This is a genomic window from Streptomyces sp. W1SF4 (assembly GCF_003950035.1).
Classification (GTDB): domain Bacteria; phylum Actinomycetota; class Actinomycetes; order Streptomycetales; family Streptomycetaceae; genus Streptomyces; species Streptomyces racemochromogenes.
The window spans coordinates 220918-238734 of sequence record NZ_CP034352.1; the positions used below are offsets into that span (position 1 = coordinate 220918).

General features: G+C 75.1%; 12 protein-coding genes. 5 read left to right on the forward strand and 7 right to left on the reverse strand.

Annotated elements, in window-relative coordinates; translation table 11 throughout:
• Positions 1 to 6: 6 nt before the first annotated feature.
• Positions 7 to 159 (reverse strand): hypothetical protein, encoded by a 153-nt coding sequence (locus D1J60_RS37630; protein WP_164721135.1) that lies wholly within the window; start codon positions 157 to 159, stop codon positions 7 to 9.
• 233 nt (positions 160 to 392) lie between these two features.
• Between D1J60_RS37630 and D1J60_RS36650 the strand changes: the two genes are divergently transcribed.
• The gene (locus D1J60_RS36650; protein WP_164721136.1) at positions 393 to 2288 is read left to right on the forward strand and encodes a helix-turn-helix transcriptional regulator; all 1896 of its coding nucleotides are present in this window, start codon (positions 393 to 395) and stop codon (positions 2286 to 2288) included.
• 62 nt (positions 2289 to 2350) lie between these two features.
• On the opposite strand, the gene gdhA is transcribed toward D1J60_RS36650, so the two are convergent.
• Positions 2351 to 3700 (reverse strand): NADP-specific glutamate dehydrogenase, encoded by a 1350-nt coding sequence (gene gdhA / locus D1J60_RS36655; protein ID WP_125824826.1) that lies wholly within the window; start codon positions 3698 to 3700, stop codon positions 2351 to 2353.
• Positions 3701 to 3964: 264 nt separating this feature from the next.
• Between gdhA and D1J60_RS36660 the strand changes: the two genes are divergently transcribed.
• On the forward strand, positions 3965 to 4468 hold the full coding sequence (locus D1J60_RS36660) for an anthrone oxygenase family protein (RefSeq protein ID WP_125824827.1): 504 nt from the start codon (positions 3965 to 3967) through the stop codon (positions 4466 to 4468).
• Between the two features lie 60 nt (positions 4469 to 4528).
• Here the strand turns inward: D1J60_RS36660 and D1J60_RS36665 are convergent, their stop codons facing one another.
• Positions 4529 to 5191, reverse strand: a complete 663-nt coding sequence (locus D1J60_RS36665; protein WP_125824828.1) for a response regulator transcription factor — start codon at positions 5189 to 5191, stop codon at positions 4529 to 4531.
• The gene (locus tag D1J60_RS36670) at positions 5166 to 6338 is read right to left on the reverse strand and encodes a histidine kinase (RefSeq protein WP_125824829.1); all 1173 of its coding nucleotides are present in this window, start codon (positions 6336 to 6338) and stop codon (positions 5166 to 5168) included. The genes D1J60_RS36665 and D1J60_RS36670 overlap by 26 nt, the downstream gene beginning before the upstream one ends.
• A gap of 176 nt (positions 6339 to 6514) precedes the next feature.
• On the opposite strand from D1J60_RS36670, the gene D1J60_RS36675 reads away from it, so the two are divergent.
• Complete coding sequence (locus tag D1J60_RS36675; RefSeq protein WP_241253727.1) at positions 6515 to 8800, forward strand: MMPL family transporter; 2286 nt, start codon at positions 6515 to 6517, stop codon at positions 8798 to 8800.
• Here the strand turns inward: D1J60_RS36675 and D1J60_RS36680 are convergent.
• The 3 genes from D1J60_RS36680 to lpdA form a co-directional block, all read right to left on the reverse strand.
• Positions 8772 to 9071: a DUF6342 family protein gene (locus tag D1J60_RS36680; RefSeq protein ID WP_125824830.1), complete on the reverse strand. Its 300-nt coding sequence runs from the start codon at positions 9069 to 9071 to the stop codon at positions 8772 to 8774. The genes D1J60_RS36675 and D1J60_RS36680 overlap by 29 nt on opposite strands.
• A 200-nt stretch (positions 9072 to 9271) precedes the next feature.
• Positions 9272 to 9853: a DUF1772 domain-containing protein gene (locus D1J60_RS36685; RefSeq protein ID WP_206436705.1), complete on the reverse strand. Its 582-nt coding sequence runs from the start codon at positions 9851 to 9853 to the stop codon at positions 9272 to 9274.
• A 164-nt stretch (positions 9854 to 10017) separates the two neighbouring features.
• A complete protein-coding gene (lpdA, locus tag D1J60_RS36690; protein ID WP_125824831.1) occupies positions 10018 to 11409 on the reverse strand; it encodes a dihydrolipoyl dehydrogenase in 1392 nt (463 codons plus the stop codon).
• Between the two features lie 204 nt (positions 11410 to 11613).
• Here lpdA and D1J60_RS36695 point away from each other — a divergent pair, with 204 nt between their 5' ends.
• Both D1J60_RS36695 and D1J60_RS36700 read left to right on the forward strand, forming a co-directional pair.
• Positions 11614 to 16908, forward strand: coding sequence for an acyltransferase domain-containing protein (locus tag D1J60_RS36695; protein ID WP_125824832.1), 5295 nt, complete (start codon positions 11614 to 11616; stop codon positions 16906 to 16908).
• Entirely contained in the window at positions 16908 to 17759 is an 852-nt protein-coding gene (locus D1J60_RS36700) for a metallophosphoesterase (protein ID WP_206436706.1), read from the forward strand. The genes D1J60_RS36695 and D1J60_RS36700 overlap by 1 nt, the downstream gene beginning before the upstream one ends.
• Positions 17760 to 17817: the final 58 nt, after the last annotated feature.

The window sequence follows — 17817 nt, forward strand, 5'->3', positions numbered from 1 at the left end:
GCGGGCTCACCCCGCGGGGTTCTCCCGGTCCTCGACCGCCGCGCGGGCCGCGCCGGCCTCGCGGCGGGCCCGGCGGACCTCCAGGGCGAGGGAGAACGCCGATCCGATCAGGGTGAGGACGTCCGCGGCGGCGGAGAGGACGGACAGCAGGTCGGTCATGGTGGTCGGGCCCTTCGGTGTCGGGCCGCGGGGCGCGGCCGGTGAGCGCACCTTCGGGGGGAGTCGGGTTGTCCGGACCCTCTGGGCGGAACATCGCAGATAGGTTGCGGACGAAGGGCCACTTGTCCCGGACGGACCGGACAAAGGCACGGCATGGCAGGGCATGGCACGGCACAGCACGGGACGGCCCGGCATGGCACGGCACGGCACGGCGCGCAGCAGGGGGTACTTCGTTGGCGGGAACGGACAAGCCCGGGGGCCGGCCCTGGGCGGACATCCGGCCGGTGAACCCGGGGGCGGGCAGGCTGGCCGCGTTCCTGCGCGCACGCGTGGAGGAGTCGGGCAAGACCCTGGCCGTCCTGGCGAAGCAGATCGACTACTCCAAGTCGCAGGTCAGCACGCTGCTCAGCGGGCGGATCCCGCCCCAGCGGTTCGTCACCTCACTGATCGACGCCACGGTCGCGCCGCCGTTGCGCGAACGCCGGCGCAGCGAGGCGGAGGCCCTGCTGTACGAGGCGACGCACCCGCCCCGCGCGGCGAAGCCGGCGGCGCGGGTGGACGGTGCGGCGGCGGTGCTGGACGTGGCGGCGGTGCAGGCGCGGCAGATCGAGACGTACGACCGGCTCACCCGCGCCCTCGAACAGCAGGCGGAGCTGCGCCAGACGGCCGACAACGCCGCGCGCCTGATCTGGATCCTGCTCGGCATGATCCACGAGCTGAACGACCGGGTCGGCGCCCTCGGCCGGGAGCGCGACCGCGCCGCCGACCGGGAGGCCCTGGAGGCGGCCCGGGACAAGCTGGCGCGGGCCGAGTCCCAGCAGGCCGAGGCCGAGGGCGAACTGGGCCGGGCCGAGGAGAAGAAACGCCAGGCCGAAGCCCTGGCCGGGCGCCTTCAGGAGCGGATCGCCGAACTGACGGAGGAACTGGACCGGCTGCGCGGCCAGGGCGGTGGCCCGGCCGCCCCGGACCGTCTCCCCGACCTCGCCCCGTCCACCCCGCCCGCCACCTCCGCCGATCCCGAGGGCGACGACTTCGACGCCGCCCTCGCCCGGGCGACGGCGATCAACGACACCGATGGCGACACGGTCCACCGCATCACCATCGAACTCGGCGGACAACCCGCACTCGCCGTTGTCCCGGACAACCCCTCCACCAGCCCGGACGTGCCGAACGGGTCGGTGCACGAACTGCGGGCCGAGGCCAAGTCAGCCCAGCAGGACGGCGACTTCGCGAAGGCGGTCCGCCTCTACGAGCGGCTGGTCGCGGCCTCGGCCGCCCATCTGGGCCCGGACCACCCGGAAACCTTCCGCAGCCGGTACGAGCAGGCCCAGTGCACGGGCGACGCGGGCGTCCCCTCCATCGCTCGCGACCTCACGGCAGCGCTCGTCTCCGACGAGACCCGTGTCCTCGGCGCCGACCACCCCAGCACCCTGAGCAGCCGCTACCAGCTCGCCTACTACACCGGCGAGGCGGGCGACTTCGGCACGGCGCGGGACCTCGTGGCCGCTCTCCTGCCGGACGAGGCACACGTGCTGGGCCCCGACCACCGCAGCACGCTGACGAGCCGCTACGCGCACGCCTACTACACCGGCATGGCCGGAGCTCCCACCACGGCCAAGGCCCTGTACGAGGTGCTCCTCCAGGACCAGACCCGCAACCTCGGTGCCGATCATCCCGACACCCTCAACAGCCGTTTCGAGCACGCACACTTCACCGCCGCGGCCGGCGCACCCGCCACCGCGCGCCGCCTGCTGGCCGCACTGATCCCCGACCGCGAACGCGTCCTGGGACCCGGCCATCCCCACACCCTCGTCAGCCGCTTCCAGCACGCCTACTACACGGCGAAAGCCGGAGATCCCGCCACGGCGCGCGACCTCTACGCGGGGCTCGCAGGCGCCCAGGCCCGCGCCCTCGGACCCGACCACCGCCGCACCCTGGCCAGCCGCTACGAGCACGCCCGGAACACCGCGACGGCGGGCGACCCGGCCGGCGCTCTCGACCTGATGACCTCGGTCGTGGCCGATCTCGAACGCGCGCTCGGCCCCGGCCACCCCGACGCCGTCACCGGCCGCGAGCAGCTCGCCGGGCTGAGGCGACGGGCCGCGGAAGCCGGCGGCTCCCCGGCCTGACGGGCGACGGACGGCAGCGGGCCCCCACCCCGGGCGGGGGTGGGGGCCCGGCGGCGGGAGGGTCAGATCACGCCCTGGACCAGCATCGCGTCGGCGACGCGCTCGAAGCCGGCGATGTTGGCGCCCGTGACGTAGTCGCCCGGGGCGTCGTAGCGGGCGGCGGTCTCGTACGCGACCTCGTGGATCGCGCTCATGATGCCCGCCAGTTCCGACTCGACCCGGTCCCGGGTCCAGGCCGTGCGGCCCGCGTTCTGGGCCATCTCCAGCGCGCTGACCGCCACGCCGCCCGCGTTGGCGGCCTTGCCCGGGCCGAAGGCGACGCCCGCCGCCTGGAAGAGGTGGACCGCCTCGGGGGTGCTGGGCATGTTGGCGCCCTCCGAGACCGCCTTGACGCCGTTCCCGATGAGGGCGCGCGCGTCCTCGGCGCCCAGTTCGTTCTGGGTCGCGGACGGGAAGGCGACGTCGGCCGGGACCTCCCAGACGCGTCCGCCCGGCACGAAGCGGGCCGAGGGGCCGCGGCGGGCGGCGTACTCGCTGACGCGGCCCCGCTCGACCTCCTTGATCTGGCGGAGCAGGGCCAGGTCGATGCCCTTGTCGTCGACCACGTAGCCCTGCGAGTCGGAGCAGGTCAGCGGGTTGGCGCCGAGCTGCTGGAGCTTCTCGACGGTGTAGAGGGCGACGTTCCCGGAGCCGGAGACGACGGCCGTCAGGCCGTCCAGGGACTCGCCCCGGACCTTGAGCATCTCGGAGGCGAACAGGACGCTGCCGTAGCCGGTGGCCTCGGGCCGGATCGCGGAGCCGCCCCAGCCCTGGCCCTTGCCGGTGAGGACGCCGGCCTCCCAGCGGTTGGTGATGCGCCGGTACTGGCCGAACAGGTAGCCGATCTCTCGGCCGCCGACGCCGATGTCGCCGGCCGGAACGTCGGTGTGCTCACCGATGTGGCGGTGCAGCTCGGTCATGAAGGACTGGCAGAAGCGCATGACCTCGGCGTCGGAGCGGCCGTGCGGGTCGAAGTCGCTGCCGCCCTTGCCGCCGCCGATGCCCAGGCCGGTCAGCGCGTTCTTGAAGATCTGCTCGAAGCCGAGGAACTTCACCACGCCGATGTCCACGGACGGGTGGAAGCGCAGGCCGCCCTTGTAGGGGCCGAGGGCGCTGTTGAACTCCACCCGGTAGCCGCGGTTGACGTGGACGTGTCCGTGGTCGTCCGTCCACGGCACCCGGAAGATGATCTGCCGCTCGGGTTCCACGAGCCGCTCCACGAGCCCGGCCTCGGCGTACTCGGGGCGCGCCGCGAAGACGGGGGCCAGGGTGTCCAGGACCTCCCGGACGGCCTGGTGGAACTCGGGCTGGGCGGGGTTGCGGCGCTCGATGTCGGTCCGCAGTGCGTCCAGCCTCTGCTTCGGGTCGGTCACGTCGTGGTTCCTCTCCGGCGTCCTGGTGGGGGCGTGCGGGCCCAGCGGGAGGGTACCGCGCGAGGGGGGTGCTCCCGGAACTGGTCATCCGGCCTGTGCGGCAGGGGCGTTGGGCCTGTGCGATGACACGGGGGGTGGCCTGTGTACGACCGTAGTATCGGCTGGGGACTGCTTGGATCAGGCTCGGAACGGGCCGGGATGGGCGAGAATCCGGCCAACGCGGTGCGGCAGTCCTGCGGCACCCACGTAGCCGGGGGGAACCACGTGGAAACGGCAAGGTTCGCGTCACTGATCGCTGCGACGATCACCATGGGGCTGGTGAGCGGCCTCTTCTACGGGTTCTCGGTGGCGGTGATGCCCGGGCTGCGCGCCTCGTCCGACCGGACGGTGATCGAGACGATGCAGCGGATCAACGTGGCGATCCTCAACGGATGGTTCCTGCTCGGCTACCTGGGCTCGCTGCTGTTCACCGCCCTGGCCCTGGGCCTGCACCTGCCGGGCGACGGCCGCCACGCGCTGGTGCCGCTGGCCGGCGCGCTCGTCGCGTACGTCCTGGCGATGATCGTCACGGCCCGGGTGAACATCCCGCTCAACAACGCCCTGGAGAAGGCGGGCCCGGTGGACCGGATCGCCGACCCTGCGGCCGTGCGCCGCGCGTTCGAGGGGACGTGGGTCCGCGCGAACGCGTGGCGCACGGTGCTGTGCACGGTGGCCTTCGGGCTGCTGGCCTGGGCGCTGGTCCTGCACGGACAGCACGCCGCCGCCTAGGCCTTTCCTCCCAGGCGCGCGGAGTCTCAGGTTCCGGGGAGTTCCAGATTCCGCGCAGTTTCAGGTTCCGGGGAGGATGCGGCGCGTTTCGTAGGCCCACATCGCGATCTCGACCCGGTTGCGGGCGCCGAGTTTGGCCATCAGGCTGGCCAGGTGCGTCTTGACCGTGCTGAGGCTGATGTGCAGCGCGTCGGCGATCTCGGTGTTGGTCAGCCCGCGGGCGACCGCGAGGAGCACCTGCTCCTCGCGGGCGGTGACGGGGGAGAGCGGCTGGGCCGCGGGCCGTCCGGCGGGCAGGTCCGCGAACGCCTGGAGCAGTCGGACGGTGACGCTGGGCGCGATGAGCGCCTCACCGTCGGACGCCGAGCGTACGGCCTGCGCCAGAAGGTCCGGTCCGGTGTCCTTGAGGAGGAACCCGCGGGCGCCGGCACGCAGGGAGCCGTAGACGTACTCGTCGAGGTCGAACGTGGTGATGACGACCACGGCCAGCGGGTCGGCGACGCCCGGGCCGGCGACCAGCCGGGTGGCCTCGAGCCCGTCGAGTACGGGCATGCGGATGTCGAACAGGCAGACGTCGGGGCGCAGTTCGCGGGCCAGACGTACCGCTTCCCGCCCGTCGGCGGCCTCGCCGACCACCTCGATGCCGGGCTGGGCGTCCAGCATGATCCGCAACCCGGTGCGGATGATCGTCTGGTCGTCAGCGACGAGGACGCGAACGGACACCGCTCTCGCTCCTCGCTCTCGGCAGTTCGGCTTCGACGTGCCAGCCCCGGTCGGTACCGGGCCCGGCTCGTAGTGTGCCGCCGAGCAGGGTCGCGCGCTCGCGCAGTCCGGTGAGGCCGTATCCGTCGCGGCCCCGGCCGGTGCGCCGGCCGTCGTCGCGCACGCTCACCCGTACCGCGTGCCGTTCCGCGGCGACCCGGACGACGAGCTCGGTCGCGTCGACCGCGTGGCGCAGCGCGTTGGTCACCGACTCCTGCACGATCCGGTAGACGGCGGCGTCCACGGCCGGGGGCAGCGCGTCCAGTTCGCCGTCGAGCCCCAGGTCGACCCTGAGGTGGCCACCCGGGGTGCGCATCAGGCGCTCCAGATCCGCGACTCCGGCGGGGGGCGCCAGCTCGGCGCCGACCTCGCGGTCGCGCAGCGCGGCGACCATGGCGCGCATTTCCTCCAGCGTGCGCGCCCCTTCCTCCTCGACCCCCTCCAGCGCCTCGACGGCGGCGGACGGGTCGGCGCCCGCGAGCACCCGGCCCGCCTGGGCGATGATCACCATGGCCGACACGTGGTGGGCCACCGTGTCGTGCAGTTCCCGGGCGAGCTGCTCGCGCTCGCGGGAGCGCACCTGCTCCAACTGCCGCTCGCGCGCGGTCACCCAGAACCGCACGGCGGCCCCGACGACGCCGGGCAGCAGCAGGAAGACGAAACCCACGGCCTTCTCGACGACCGGGGTGCCGTCCGTGGCGACGCACAGCGCGCCGACCGCGAGGACCACCGCGCCGCCCAGCACGACCTCGCGTCCCGAGCCCCACCGGGGCAGCGCGTACACCATGACGAGCACGACCGCGCCGGTGTACAGGCCGACGGGCTCGCGCGGTGCGGCGAAGAGCGAGGCCACCGGAAGCAGGACCACCGAGCCGAACGCCAGCGTCACCGTCGCCAGCGGGCGGGTCCGGCGCCACAGGGGCAGCAGGCACAGCCATACGGCGCACACCACCGCCACCGGCCGCCACACGACGTTCTCGCGCAGGGTGGCCTCCAGCGCCACGCCGGCAAGGCCCGCGGCGAGCAGCGCCCAGTCCCGCCACACCCGCGCGGGCGCGCCGGGCGGCCGGGGTGCGGTCCACAGGGTTCGCAGGTCGTCTCGTAGCACGGTTCTCAGCCTAGGCACCGCGGCGTCCCGCGCATCGGCCGAAAGGACGGGTCGTCACTCCGCCCCGGGGACGGGGGATCCGCGGCCCGCGGGCCGATGCCGCGGAGCGCCGTGACGACGAGCCTCGTTCCCGGGGGCCGTACGAGGACGGCCGACGAGGTGGTTGGAGGAACCGGATGCTCTCGAAAGCCCTGTTGCGCCTGGGCGGGGGCGCCGCCCGCCATCCGTGGCGGGTGATCGCGGCTTGGCTGGCCGCCGCCGCGCTGGCCGTCCTCGCCGCCGTCGCCTTCGGCGGGCGGACAGCGGACTCGATGACCGCTCCGGGGCTGGACTCCCGACGGGCCGCGGAACTGATCGAGCGGGCGGGCACCGGCCAGGAGGGGATGACCGCTCACGTGGTCGTCACGCCCCTCGCCGACGGTGCGACGTTCTTCGACGACGACGGAGCGCGCAGCGCGCTCACCCGGCTGCGGGCCGAGGTCGGGCGGCTGCCGCACGTGCTCGGCACGAGCGACCCGGCGGGGGCACTCGACGCGGGCGGGGACACCGCCGTGCGCGGCGGCCTCGTCTCGGCCGACGGGCGGATCGCGGTCGTCCGGGTGCAGTACCCCGACCAGAGCCGGCTGTCGGCCGAGGACCTCGACGCCCTCGTGGACCTCGGCGCCCGGCTGCGCGCCGAACTGCCCCTGCGCGTCGAGATGGGCGGGAACCTCTTCTACGCCTTCTCCGACCCGGACGGCGGCGTGAGCGAGCTGATCGGCCTCCTCGCCGCGGCCGCGATCCTGTTCCTGGCGTTCGGCTCGCTCGTCGCCGCCGCGCTGCCGATCGGCATGGCGGTGTTCGGGCTGACCGTGGGGGTCGCCACGATGACGGTATTGGCGGGGGTGACGGACGTCCCCGCCTTCGCACCGGTCCTGGGCAGCATGGTCGGGCTCGGAGTGGGCATCGACTACGCGCTGTTCGTGCTCGCCAGGCACCGGGAGTACCTCGCGCGCGGGCTCGGTCCCCGCGAGGCGGCCGGACGGGCGGTGGCCACGGCGGGGCGGCCGGTGGTGTTCGCCGGCGGCACCGTCGTCGTGTCGATCCTCGGCATGGCGGTCGCGGACGTGCCGTTCATGACGGTGGGCGGGTTCGCCGTCTCGATCGTCGTCCTGATCATGGTGCTCGCGTCGGTGACGCTGCTGCCGGCCTTCCTGGGCGCGGCCGGCCCGCGCCTGGGCCGGGCCGGCCGGATCGCCCGGGCCCTTGGGGCGGGCCGACCGGGCCGGTCCGGCCGGCGGCGGGACACGGAGCCGGCCGCGGGGTGGCGGCGCTGGATCGGGCACGTCAGCCGGCACCCGGTGCCGTACGCGGTCGGCGCCGCGGCGCTGCTGCTGACGGCGACGCTGCCCGTGCTCGGCCTGCGCGTCGGCCTGCCCGACGACGGCTCACTGCCCCCCGGCCGTACCGAGCGCCGCGCCTACGACCTGGTGGCCGAGGGGTTCGGCCCGGGCACCAACGGTCCGCTCGTCATCGCCGCGGACCCCACCGGTGATCCGGGAGTGCTGGACCGGCTCGCCGGGGCGGTCGCGGCGGATCCGGGCATCGCGTCCGTCGCGCCGACGCACGTCGACCGGGCCACCGGCATCGCGACCCTCGTGGTGTTCCCGACCACCGGCCCTCAGGACGAGGCCACGGCCGACACCATCGACCGGCTGCGCACCGAGGTGCTGCCCACGGCGATCGGGCACGGCCCGGCCAGGGCCCACGTCGGCGGCGCCGCCGCGAGCCTGTCCGATGTGGGCCGGCGCACCAGCGGGCGCCTGCCGGTGTTCGTGGCCGCCGTGCTGACGATGTCGTTCCTGCTGCTGATGCTGGTCTTCCGCTCGGTACTCGTACCGCTCAAGGCGGTCCTGCTGAACCTGCTGAGCATCGGCGCGGCTTACGGCGTCATGGTCGCGGTCTTCCAATGGGGCTGGGGAGGCGCACTCATCGGGCTGGAAGCGACGGTTCCGATCGTGTCCTTCATCCCGATGTTCCTCTTCGCCATCCTGTTCGGCCTGTCGATGGACTACGAGGTGTTCATCCTCTCCCGCGTACGCGAGGAGTACCTGCGCACCGGCGACAACGGCACGGCGATCGTCGAGGGCGTCTCGCGCACCGCGCGGACCATCACCTCGGCCGCCCTCATCATGGTGGCGGTCTTCCTGTCCTTCGCCGCCGCCGAGGACCCCTCCGCCAAGATGTTCGGGCTCGGCCTGGCCACCGCGATCCTCATCGACTCCACGGTCGTACGCATGGTGCTGGTACCGGCGACCATGACGCTCCTCGGCCGGACCAACTGGTGGCTGCCGAAGTGGCTGGACCGGATGCTGCCCGGCGGCCCGGCCGGCGCCGACGACACCGGGGCGCGGGCCGTACCCGCCGACCGGCGGGTACGGCCCGGTACGCGCCCTAGTAGCGGAGGTCCTTCTGCTCGGTGATCAGGCGGCCCGCGATGTGCAGGTTGCCGTCGGAGTCGAGCACCGCGATGATCTTCTTCGTGGAGCCGTGGTGGGTCGTGAAGTAGATCTTGTCCGCCTCCTGCGAGGAGGAGAGGTTCGTGTTCACGGAGAGCTCGATGCTCACCGGGGAGCTGATGAGCACGTCCTTCTTGGGCGAGTTCGGGTAGACCTGGTTCGGCCGCAGCTTGACGCGGCCGTGGGTGTCCCCCTCGTCCCAGTCGGACGCCACACCGAGGTCGATGTCAGCCATGCGATTCCCCTCCCGTTGCAGTGGACGAACTCCGAGGCCGGGCGTCACAGGACGTCCCGGACCGAGCCCAGAACCTACGGAGCCCGTGCACATGACGGCAGCACATCGCGGTACTATGACCGATTTTCGTCCCGCTTCGTCGCGAAGTGACATCAAGGTGCCCGAGCCACCGAAAATCCCGAAAAAGAGCCCCGGCCGGCTCAGCGGGCGGTGGCGCGGCCGTGGAGCAGGAGGGCGCGGGCGAGGGCGGTGAGGGCGGCGGTGCAGAGCAGGGTGCGCAGGATGTTCGTGGTGACCCAGGTGCCCTTGAACTTGTCCACCACCGCGAAGTCGGTCGCCTTCGCCGCGTCGCCCACGGCCGCGAGCTCGTTGTTCAGCGGGATGTTCACGGCGAAGGTGATCACCAGTACGACGAGGTAGGCGACGGCCGCCGCGGCCACCCACACGGCGGTCCCGCGTCGGCCCTTGCGGTACTCGACCACGGCCGCGGCGGCGGTGGCGAGCAGGGCCAGGACGAAGGCGCTGCCGAAGAGGCCGTTGCCGTCGATGGCGGCGTTGAAGTTCTGCATGGCGGTGACGTAGGTGCGCTCGTCGCCGGCGGCCAGCCCCGGCATCACCGAGACGTCGAAGGCGAAGAACAGGCCCGCCATGAGTCCGACGAGGACGGCGGAGAGGCCGAGGAGGAGGCCGGCCACCCTGTCGGTGCCCGTGCGTGCCGTGCCGTTGGTGCCGTGTGCCGGATTGGTGCCGTGTGCCAGGTTGGTGCCGTGTTCCGGGTTCATGGATACGTCCTCGCCTGATGGCCGGTTACCGTCGGACCCCACGCCCGCGGCGCAGTGATCGTGGCATCCGGGTCACCTGTCGTACCAGCGGTTTCGCCGAAAACCCGGGAAGGGCCGGGGAGTTGACCCCGGCCCTTCCGAATGGCGGAATACCGACCGTGAGGTCAGCCGTGGACGTGCAGCGGCTTGCCGGCGAGGGCGAGGTGGGCCTCGCCCAGGGCCTCGGTCTGGGTCGGGTGGGCGTGGATGAGGCTCGCCACCTCCGTCGGCAGGGCCTGCCAGTTGAAGATGAGCTGGGCCTCGCCGATCTGCTCGCTGACGCGTGAGCCGATCATGTGGATGCCGATGACGGGGCCGTCGACGACCTGGACGAGCTTCACGTCGCCGGCCGACTTCAGGATCTTGCTCTTGCCGGTGCTGCCCGCGTTGAACTTGCTGACGACGACCTTGTCCTCGCCGTAGACCTCCTTGGCCTTCGCCTCGCTGAGGCCGACGGAAGCGATCTCGGGCTCGCAGTAGGTGACCCGCGCGACGCCGTCGTAGTCGATCGGGGTCACGGGCAGGCCCGCGAGGCGCTCGGCGACGAGGATGCCCTCGGCGAAGCCGACGTGGGCCAGCTGGAGGGTCGGGATCAGGTCGCCGACGGCCGAGACGGTCGGCAGGTTGGTGCGCAGCAGCTCGTCCACGACGACGTGCCCGCGGTCGAGGGCGACGCCCGCCTCCTCGTAGCCGAGACCGGCCGAGACCGGGCCGCGGCCGACGGCGACGAGCAGGAGCTCGGCCTCGATCTGCTTGCCGTTCTCCAGCGAGACCCGCACGCCGCTCTCGGTGTACTCGACCCCGGAAAAGCGGGAGCCCAGCTCGAACTTGATCTTCCGCTTGCGGAAGGCGCGCTCCAGGGACTTGGAGATGTCGACGTCCTCGGCGGGCACCAGGTGCGGCAGGCCCTCGACGACGGTGACGTCCACGCCGAAGGACTTCCAGGCCGAGGCGAACTCGACGCCGATGACGCCGCCGCCGAGCACGACCGCCGACTCGGGGATCCGGTCGAGGAACAGCGCGTGGTCGGAGGAGACGACCCGGTTGCCGTCGATGGCCAGGCCGGGCAGCGAGCGCGGCTGCGACCCGGTGGCGAGGACGACGTGGCGGCCCTGGTAGACCACGCCCCCGGCCTCGACCTCGGTCGGGGAGACGAGGCGTCCCTCGCCCTCCACCAGGGTGAGGTTCCTGCGCGACTTCAGCATGCCCTGGAGGCCCTTGTAGAGGCCGGCGATCACGCCGTCCTTGTACGCGTGCACCCCGGCTATGTCCACGCCCTCGAAGGTGGACTTCACTCCGTAGGACTCGCTGCGGCGCAGTTCGTCGGCGACCTCGCCGGCGTGCAGCAGCGCCTTGGTCGGGATGCAGCCGTTGTGCAGGCAGGTGCCGCCCAGCTTGCCCTTCTCGATGAGGACGACGTTCAGCCCGAGCTGGGTCGCGCGCAGGGCGCAGGAGTAGCCCCCGCTGCCGCCACCGAGGATGACCACGTCGTACACACCGTCGGCGGAATTCTCCATTGCAGATGACCTTTCGTCTTCCATGGCGTTACCAGCTCTCCCGGCATGCTCTCATCTCCCTTTCGGGTGAACGTTTTTAGGGCTGTATGAGATCCGTCCCACCTGTTGGACGGCTGGATTCAGCCGTTCTTGAGCCCGGCTCCAGCCACTGTGCGCACCATCTCCCCCGCACCACCTCGCGTCAGGACGGATGGGTGAGAAGAAATGCCTGAAGACGCTCGCGGTCCGCTCCCGGACGCCACCGTGCCCCCCGACCACCGGATCGCGGTCGTCGGCCTGTCCTGCCGCCTGCCGAAGGCCCCGGACCCGGACCCGGACGGTCCGTGGCGGCTGCCGGACGACGCGGCCGACGCCTTCGACCCGGCCTTCTTCGGGATCTCCCCGCGCGAGGCCGCGTCGATGGGCCCGCGCCGGCGGCTGGTGCTGGAGCTGTGCTGGGAGGCGCTCGAACACGCGGGGATCGTGCCGGGCTCGCTGCGCGGGGCGCGCGTCGGCGTGTTCGTGGGCGCGGTGCGGGACGGGCACGCCGCGCCCTCGTACCAGCAGGGCCCGGGGACCATCGGCCACCGCACCGGCGGGCTGCTGGGCCTGCGCGGCCCGAGCACGACCGTGTACGCCGGGCGTTCCTCCTCCCTCGTGGCCGTCCACCTGGCCTGCGAGAGCCTGCGCGGCGGCGAGTGCGACGCCGCCCTGGTCGGCGGGCTCGGTCCCGAGCCGGTCCCGGGCGCGGCCGGCTCGGTGCGCTGCGAGGGCGGCGGGGTCATCGTCCTCAAGCCCCTCGCCCGGGCGCTGTCCGACGGCGACCGGGTGCTCGGCGTCATCGCGGGCAGCGGCGTCGGCGAGGACGGCGGTACGGGGCCGGGCGCGCCCGGTGGCGAGAGCCGGGAGGAGGCGCTGCGCCGGGTCGGCGAGCGGGCCGGCGTCGGCCCCCGCGGGGTCCGGTACGTCGAACCGCACGGCGCCGTCGGCATCACGGACCTGATCGGCGCGCTGCCGGGCCTGGGCCCGGACCGGCGCGGGCCGGCCCGGGCCCCGCACCCCGGGGAGGCCGGGCGGCGGCTGGTCGTGGGCCTCGGCTCCGGGGGTACGGGCGGCCCGGACTGCCACGTCCTCCTGGAGGAGGCACCGCGTACGGCCCCGGCCGACGGGACCGGCGGGACCGGCGGGACCGAAAGGGCGGACGGGGCGGCGCACCCGCTGCCGTACACCGTCTCCGGCACCACCCCGGAGGCCCTGCGCGCCCAGGCCCGGCGGCTGCTGGGCTGGCTGGGCGAGCACTCCGGTGCCCGGCCGGCGGCCCTGAGCCGGGCGCTGGCGACCACCCGGACGGCCTTCGCGCACCGGGCGGTGGTCGTCGCCGCGGACCGGGAGGAGCTGACGCGCGGCCTGGAGGCCCTCGCCCGGGACCGGCGGGCCGCGGGCCTGGTGCGCGGGACCGCGGCCCGGCGGCGGGACCTGGCGGTCCTGTTCACCGGCGAGGGCGGGCAGCGGCCGGGGACGGGCCGCGGGCTGTACACGGCCTTCCCGGTGTTCGCCGCCGCCTTCGACGAGGTGTGCGCCGCACTCGGCGGCGGGGTCCGGGAGGCCGTCTTCGGCGCCGACGCGGACGCCGCCCGCACGGCCCTGGGCCGCACCGGGACCGCGCAGGCCGCCCTGTTCGCCGTCGAGGTCGCTCTGTACCGGCTCGTCGAGTCGTGGGGGGTGGTGCCGAAGTTCGTCGGCGGGCACTCCGCGGGTGAGATCGCCGCCGCGCACGTGGCCGGCGTGCTGTCCCTGAAGGACGCGGCCGCGCTCGTCGGCGCGCGCGGGCGGCTGATGGAGGCCCTGCCGGAGGCCGGGCTGATGGTCGCCGTGCGGACGGGCGCCGAGGAGGTCGCCCCGCTGCTGGTGCCGGGGACGGCGCTGGCCGCCGTCAACGGGCCCCGGGACGTCGTCGTCTCCGGCGCCCGTGAGGCCGTCCGGGCCGTCGTGGGACGGCTGGCCGAGCAGGACGTCAAGTCCAAGACCCTGCGCGCGGGCCACGCCTTCCACTCGCCGCTGATGGACCCGATGCTGGAGGAGTTCCGGCGGGCCATCGCGGGCCTGGACTTCCGGCGGCCGCGGATCGCCTTCGTCTCCGCGCTCACCGGCGGCATCGTCACCGACGAGGTCGCGCACCCGGACTACTGGGTCGGGCACGTCCGCGCGACCGTCCGCTTCCAGGACGCCGTCCGGACCCTGGAGTCCGAAGGCGCCACAGCGGTACTGGAGTTGGGCCCCGACGGGACGCTCGCGGCCATGGCCCGGCCCTGCCTGGCCGACGAGGGCGCCGTGGTCGTGCCCGCCCTGTGCCGCCGGGGCGACGAGGTCCGGGCGCTGCTGACCGCGACCGCGACCCTGTACGCCCACGGCGTCCTCGGCCGGCTGCCGCTCGGCGTCCCCGCCGGGGCGCCGCTGCACGGCCTGCCCACGTACCCCTTCCGGCCCGAGGACCGCCGGCCCGGCGGGGGCCCGTCCGCCCGGGCGGGGCGGTACCCCGCCGGGGGGTTCGTGCGGGCGCGGCGGCCGGACGCAGCCGGATCCGGCGGGGCCGGTGCCCCGGGCACGGGGGCGAGGGGAACGGGCGGAGCCGGCACGGGCGGAACGGGCACGGGCGGAACGGCCACGGGCGGAGCCGGCACGGGCGGAACGGGCACGGGCGGAACGGGACCGGCCGCGACGGGCATGGCCGCGACGGGGCATCCGCTGGCCGCGTGGCGGCTGGACCTCCCCGAGGCGGGGGCCGTCCTGTTCACGGGCACGGTCTCGGCGCGCAGCCACCCGGAGTTCGCCGCGGCCGGCCGCGTGCCGGCGCAGGCGCTGGTGGAGGCGGCGCTCGCGGTGGGCGGCGCGATCGGCGCGCCCGAGGTCGAGGAGGCCGCCGCGGAGGCGGCACTGACGCTGCCCGCACGGGGCGGGGTGCTGCTCCAGGTGCTGGCGCAGGCCCCCGACGCGGCCGGCCGGCGGCGGCTGACGGTGGTCTCGCGGGCCGAGGGCGCCGACCCGGAGGAGGCGTGGGTGCGGCACCTGACGGCCGTTCTGGCCCCGGGCCGGGCGCCGTCCTTCGACCTGGCGCAGTGGCCGCCCGCCGGGGCGGAGCCGCTGGAGGGGGCCGAGGAGCATCCGGTGGTGGAGCGGGCCTGGCGGCGGGGCGAGGAGTTCCTCGCGGAGCTCCTGCTGCCGGCCGGGCTGCACGGGCAGCCGTACGCCCTGCACCCCGAGCTGCTGGAGGCGGCGCTGCACCCCGTGCTGGCGGCGGCGCCGGAGCCGCTGTCGGCCGGGCAGTGGCGGGGTACGGCCCTGTACGCGACCGGGGCGACCTCCCTGCGGGTGCGCGCCGTGCGCGGGGCGTTCGGGGTGGTGGCGCTGGAGCTGGCCGACGCGGAGGGCGGTCCGGTGGCCGCGGCGACCGTGACCCTGTCCGAGCTGCCGGGCGGGCCGGGCCGGCCGCCCGTCACCCCGCTGGCACTGGTGTGGGAGCGGGTGGCGGAGGCCGCCGAGCCCGCCCGGGGTCCCCGGCGGGCGCTGCTCGGGGTGCCGGGGGGCGGGGCCGGCCCGTCACCGCTGCCGGAGTGCGACGGGGCGCCCGCGTACACGGGGCTGCCCGAGCTGCTGGCGGCCTCGGCGGACGGGCGGCCGGTGCCGGAGCTGGTCCTGGCCCGCCTCCCGGAGCCCGCGGCCGGCGCGGAGCCGTACGGGCGTGGCGTGGCGGCGGCGGTGGACGAGGTGCGGGAGCTGGTGGGTGCCTGGCTCGCCGAGGAACGGCTGGCCGGTTCGGTGCTGGCCGTCGTCACGGGCGGCGCCGAGGAGGTGCTGCCCGGGGAGGGCGTCGCCGATCTCGTGGGGGCTGCCGTACGCGGCTTCGTGCGCTCGGTGCAGGCGTGGCTCGCCGGTGCGGGCGGGGGCCGCGTCGTGCTGGTGGACGTGGACGACAGCGACGCGAGCCGCAAGGCCCTGCTGCCGGCGCTGGCCGGCGGGGAACCGGACCTGGCCCTGCGCGACGGGGTCGCGTACGCGCGCAGGCTGGCGAGGGCGGAATGCGTGGTGCCCGGGACCACGGGCGCGGGCGGCCCGGGGACGGTGCGGCTCAGCGGCGCGGTGGAGGGGCCGCGGGCGCGGGAGAGCGCCCGGCACCTGGTGGAGGCGTACGGCGTACGGCTGGCCGGGCCCGGCGAGGAGGCGGCCGCGGTCGTGCACCTGAGCGGTCCGGACGGGCCCTCGCTGGAGGCGTCGGTCGACGCGGCCCTCGTACTGGAGGGGCACCCGGCGCCGCTGGCGTTCGTCACCACCGTCGGGGCCTGCACCGGCTCGGGCGGACCGGAGTGCGATGCGGTCGTGGGCGCCTTCCTCACCGCGCTGGCCGCCCGCCGCCGCGCGGCCGGACTGCCCGCGGCCGTGCTGGGCTGGGGCGCCGGCGCCGAGGGCCTCCCGGCGGGGACGGCGCTCCCGGCCGGCGGGGACGGGGCGGCCCTGCTGGGGCACGCGCTCGCCCGGAACCTGACCCTGGTGGCCGCCCGCGCCGACGCCGCCGGGCTGCGCGCCGCCGGGGGTGCGGTGCCGGCGCTGCTGCGGAGCCTGGTGGTGCCGCGGCCGCGCCGGGCGGCCAACCGCCGTGCCGACGAGGGGACTTCGCCGGCCGGGCCGGCCGCGGAGCCGGGCCCGTCGCAGGCGTCCGCGGCCGGGGGCACCTTCGCGGGGCTGCTGCGCGGGGCGCACGCGCAGGGCCGTACCGCCGAGGGCGCGGCGCTGCTGATGGCGGCGGCCGGGCTGCTGCCCGGCTACGACTCCCGGTCCGGGGTGGCGCGCTGGCCGGCCCCCGTGCGGCTGGCCGACGGGCCGGAGGGGGCGGCGGGGCTGTTCGCGTTCCCCTCGCTGGGGGCTTCGTCCGGTCCGCAGGAGTTCCTCGCGCTGGCGGCGGCCCTGGAGGGCCGCCGGGGGCTGACGGTACTGGCGCACCCCGGCTTCGCCGGTGAGGCGGTGCTGCCGCGCAGCCGGCAGGCGTTGGTGCGGGCCCAGGCGGAGGCCGTGGCCGAGGCGGCGGGCCCGGTGCGGCCCGTGCTGCTGGGGCACTCGTCCGGCGGGTGGATCGCGCACGCCGTGGCGCGGGAGCTGCTGGAGATCGGGCGTGAGGCGGCGGCGGTGGTGCTGCTCGACACGTACGCGCGGGACGGGGACCGGCGCGGGCCCGCGACGCCGGCGGAGCGTCTGTTCGACCCGGCGGGCCCGCCAGGAATGTCCGACGACGGGCGGCTGCTCGCGATGGGCGGCCACCTGAGGCTGTTCACCGACTGGACGCCGGAGCCGGCTTCGGCGCCCACGCTGCTGGTGCGGGCCTCGGCGTCGGCGGCCTCGGCCACCGCGGGCTGGGAGTACGCGGACCACCTGGCGGAGGTGGCGGGCGACCACCTGTCGCTGCTGGGCGCGGACGCGGGCGCCGTCGCGGACACGGTGGACGGCTGGCTGCGGAAGGTGGCCGGCTGATGGCGGCGGCTGCCGGGCGGCTGCTGGCCGTGTCCGACCTGCACGTGGTGCACGCGGAGAACCGCCGGCTGCTGGAGGAGGAGATCGTGCCCGGGTCTGACGGGGACTGGCTGCTGGTGGCGGGCGACGTCAGCGAGACCGCGTCCGAGATCGAGTGGGCGCTCGGGCTGCTGCGCGACCGTTTCGCGCGGGTGGTGTGGACCCCCGGCAACCACGACCTGTGGACGCCGGCCGACGACCCGGTGCAGCTGCGCGGGGAGCCCCGCTACCGGTACCTGGTGGACATGTGCCGAAGGCTGGGGGTGCTCACGCCGGAGGACCCGTACCCGGTGTGGCAGGGGCCCGGCGGGCCGGTGGTGGTGGCTCCGCTGTTCACGCACTACGACTACTCGTTCCGTGACCCGGCGCTGACGAAGGAGCAGTCGCTGGCGGCCGCCCGCGAGTCGGGGGTGGTGTGCACGGACGAGTTCCTGCTGCACCCGGATCCGTACCCGGACATGGACGGCTGGTGCCGGGCCAGGGTGGCCGGGACGGCGGCCCGCCTGGACGCCGTGGACCCGGCGCTGGGGACCGTGCTCGTCAACCACTACCCGCTGGTGCGGGAGCCCACCGACGTCCTGCGCTACCCGCAGTTCGCGCAGTGGTGCGGGACGACGCTGACGGCGGACTGGCACCTGCGCTACCGGGCGGCGGCAGTGGTGTACGGACACCTGCACATCCCCCGTACGACGTACCACGACGGGGTGCGCTTCGACGAGGTGTCCATCGGCTACCCGCGCGAGCGCAGGCGGCGGGGCCTGCCGCGCGGGGTGCTGCGGGACGTCCTGCGGCCCCGCGAGGACGGGGCCTGAGGAGCTGAAGGGGGCCGCCGCGACCGGTGCGGGACACGGATCGCGGCGGCCCCCGGGG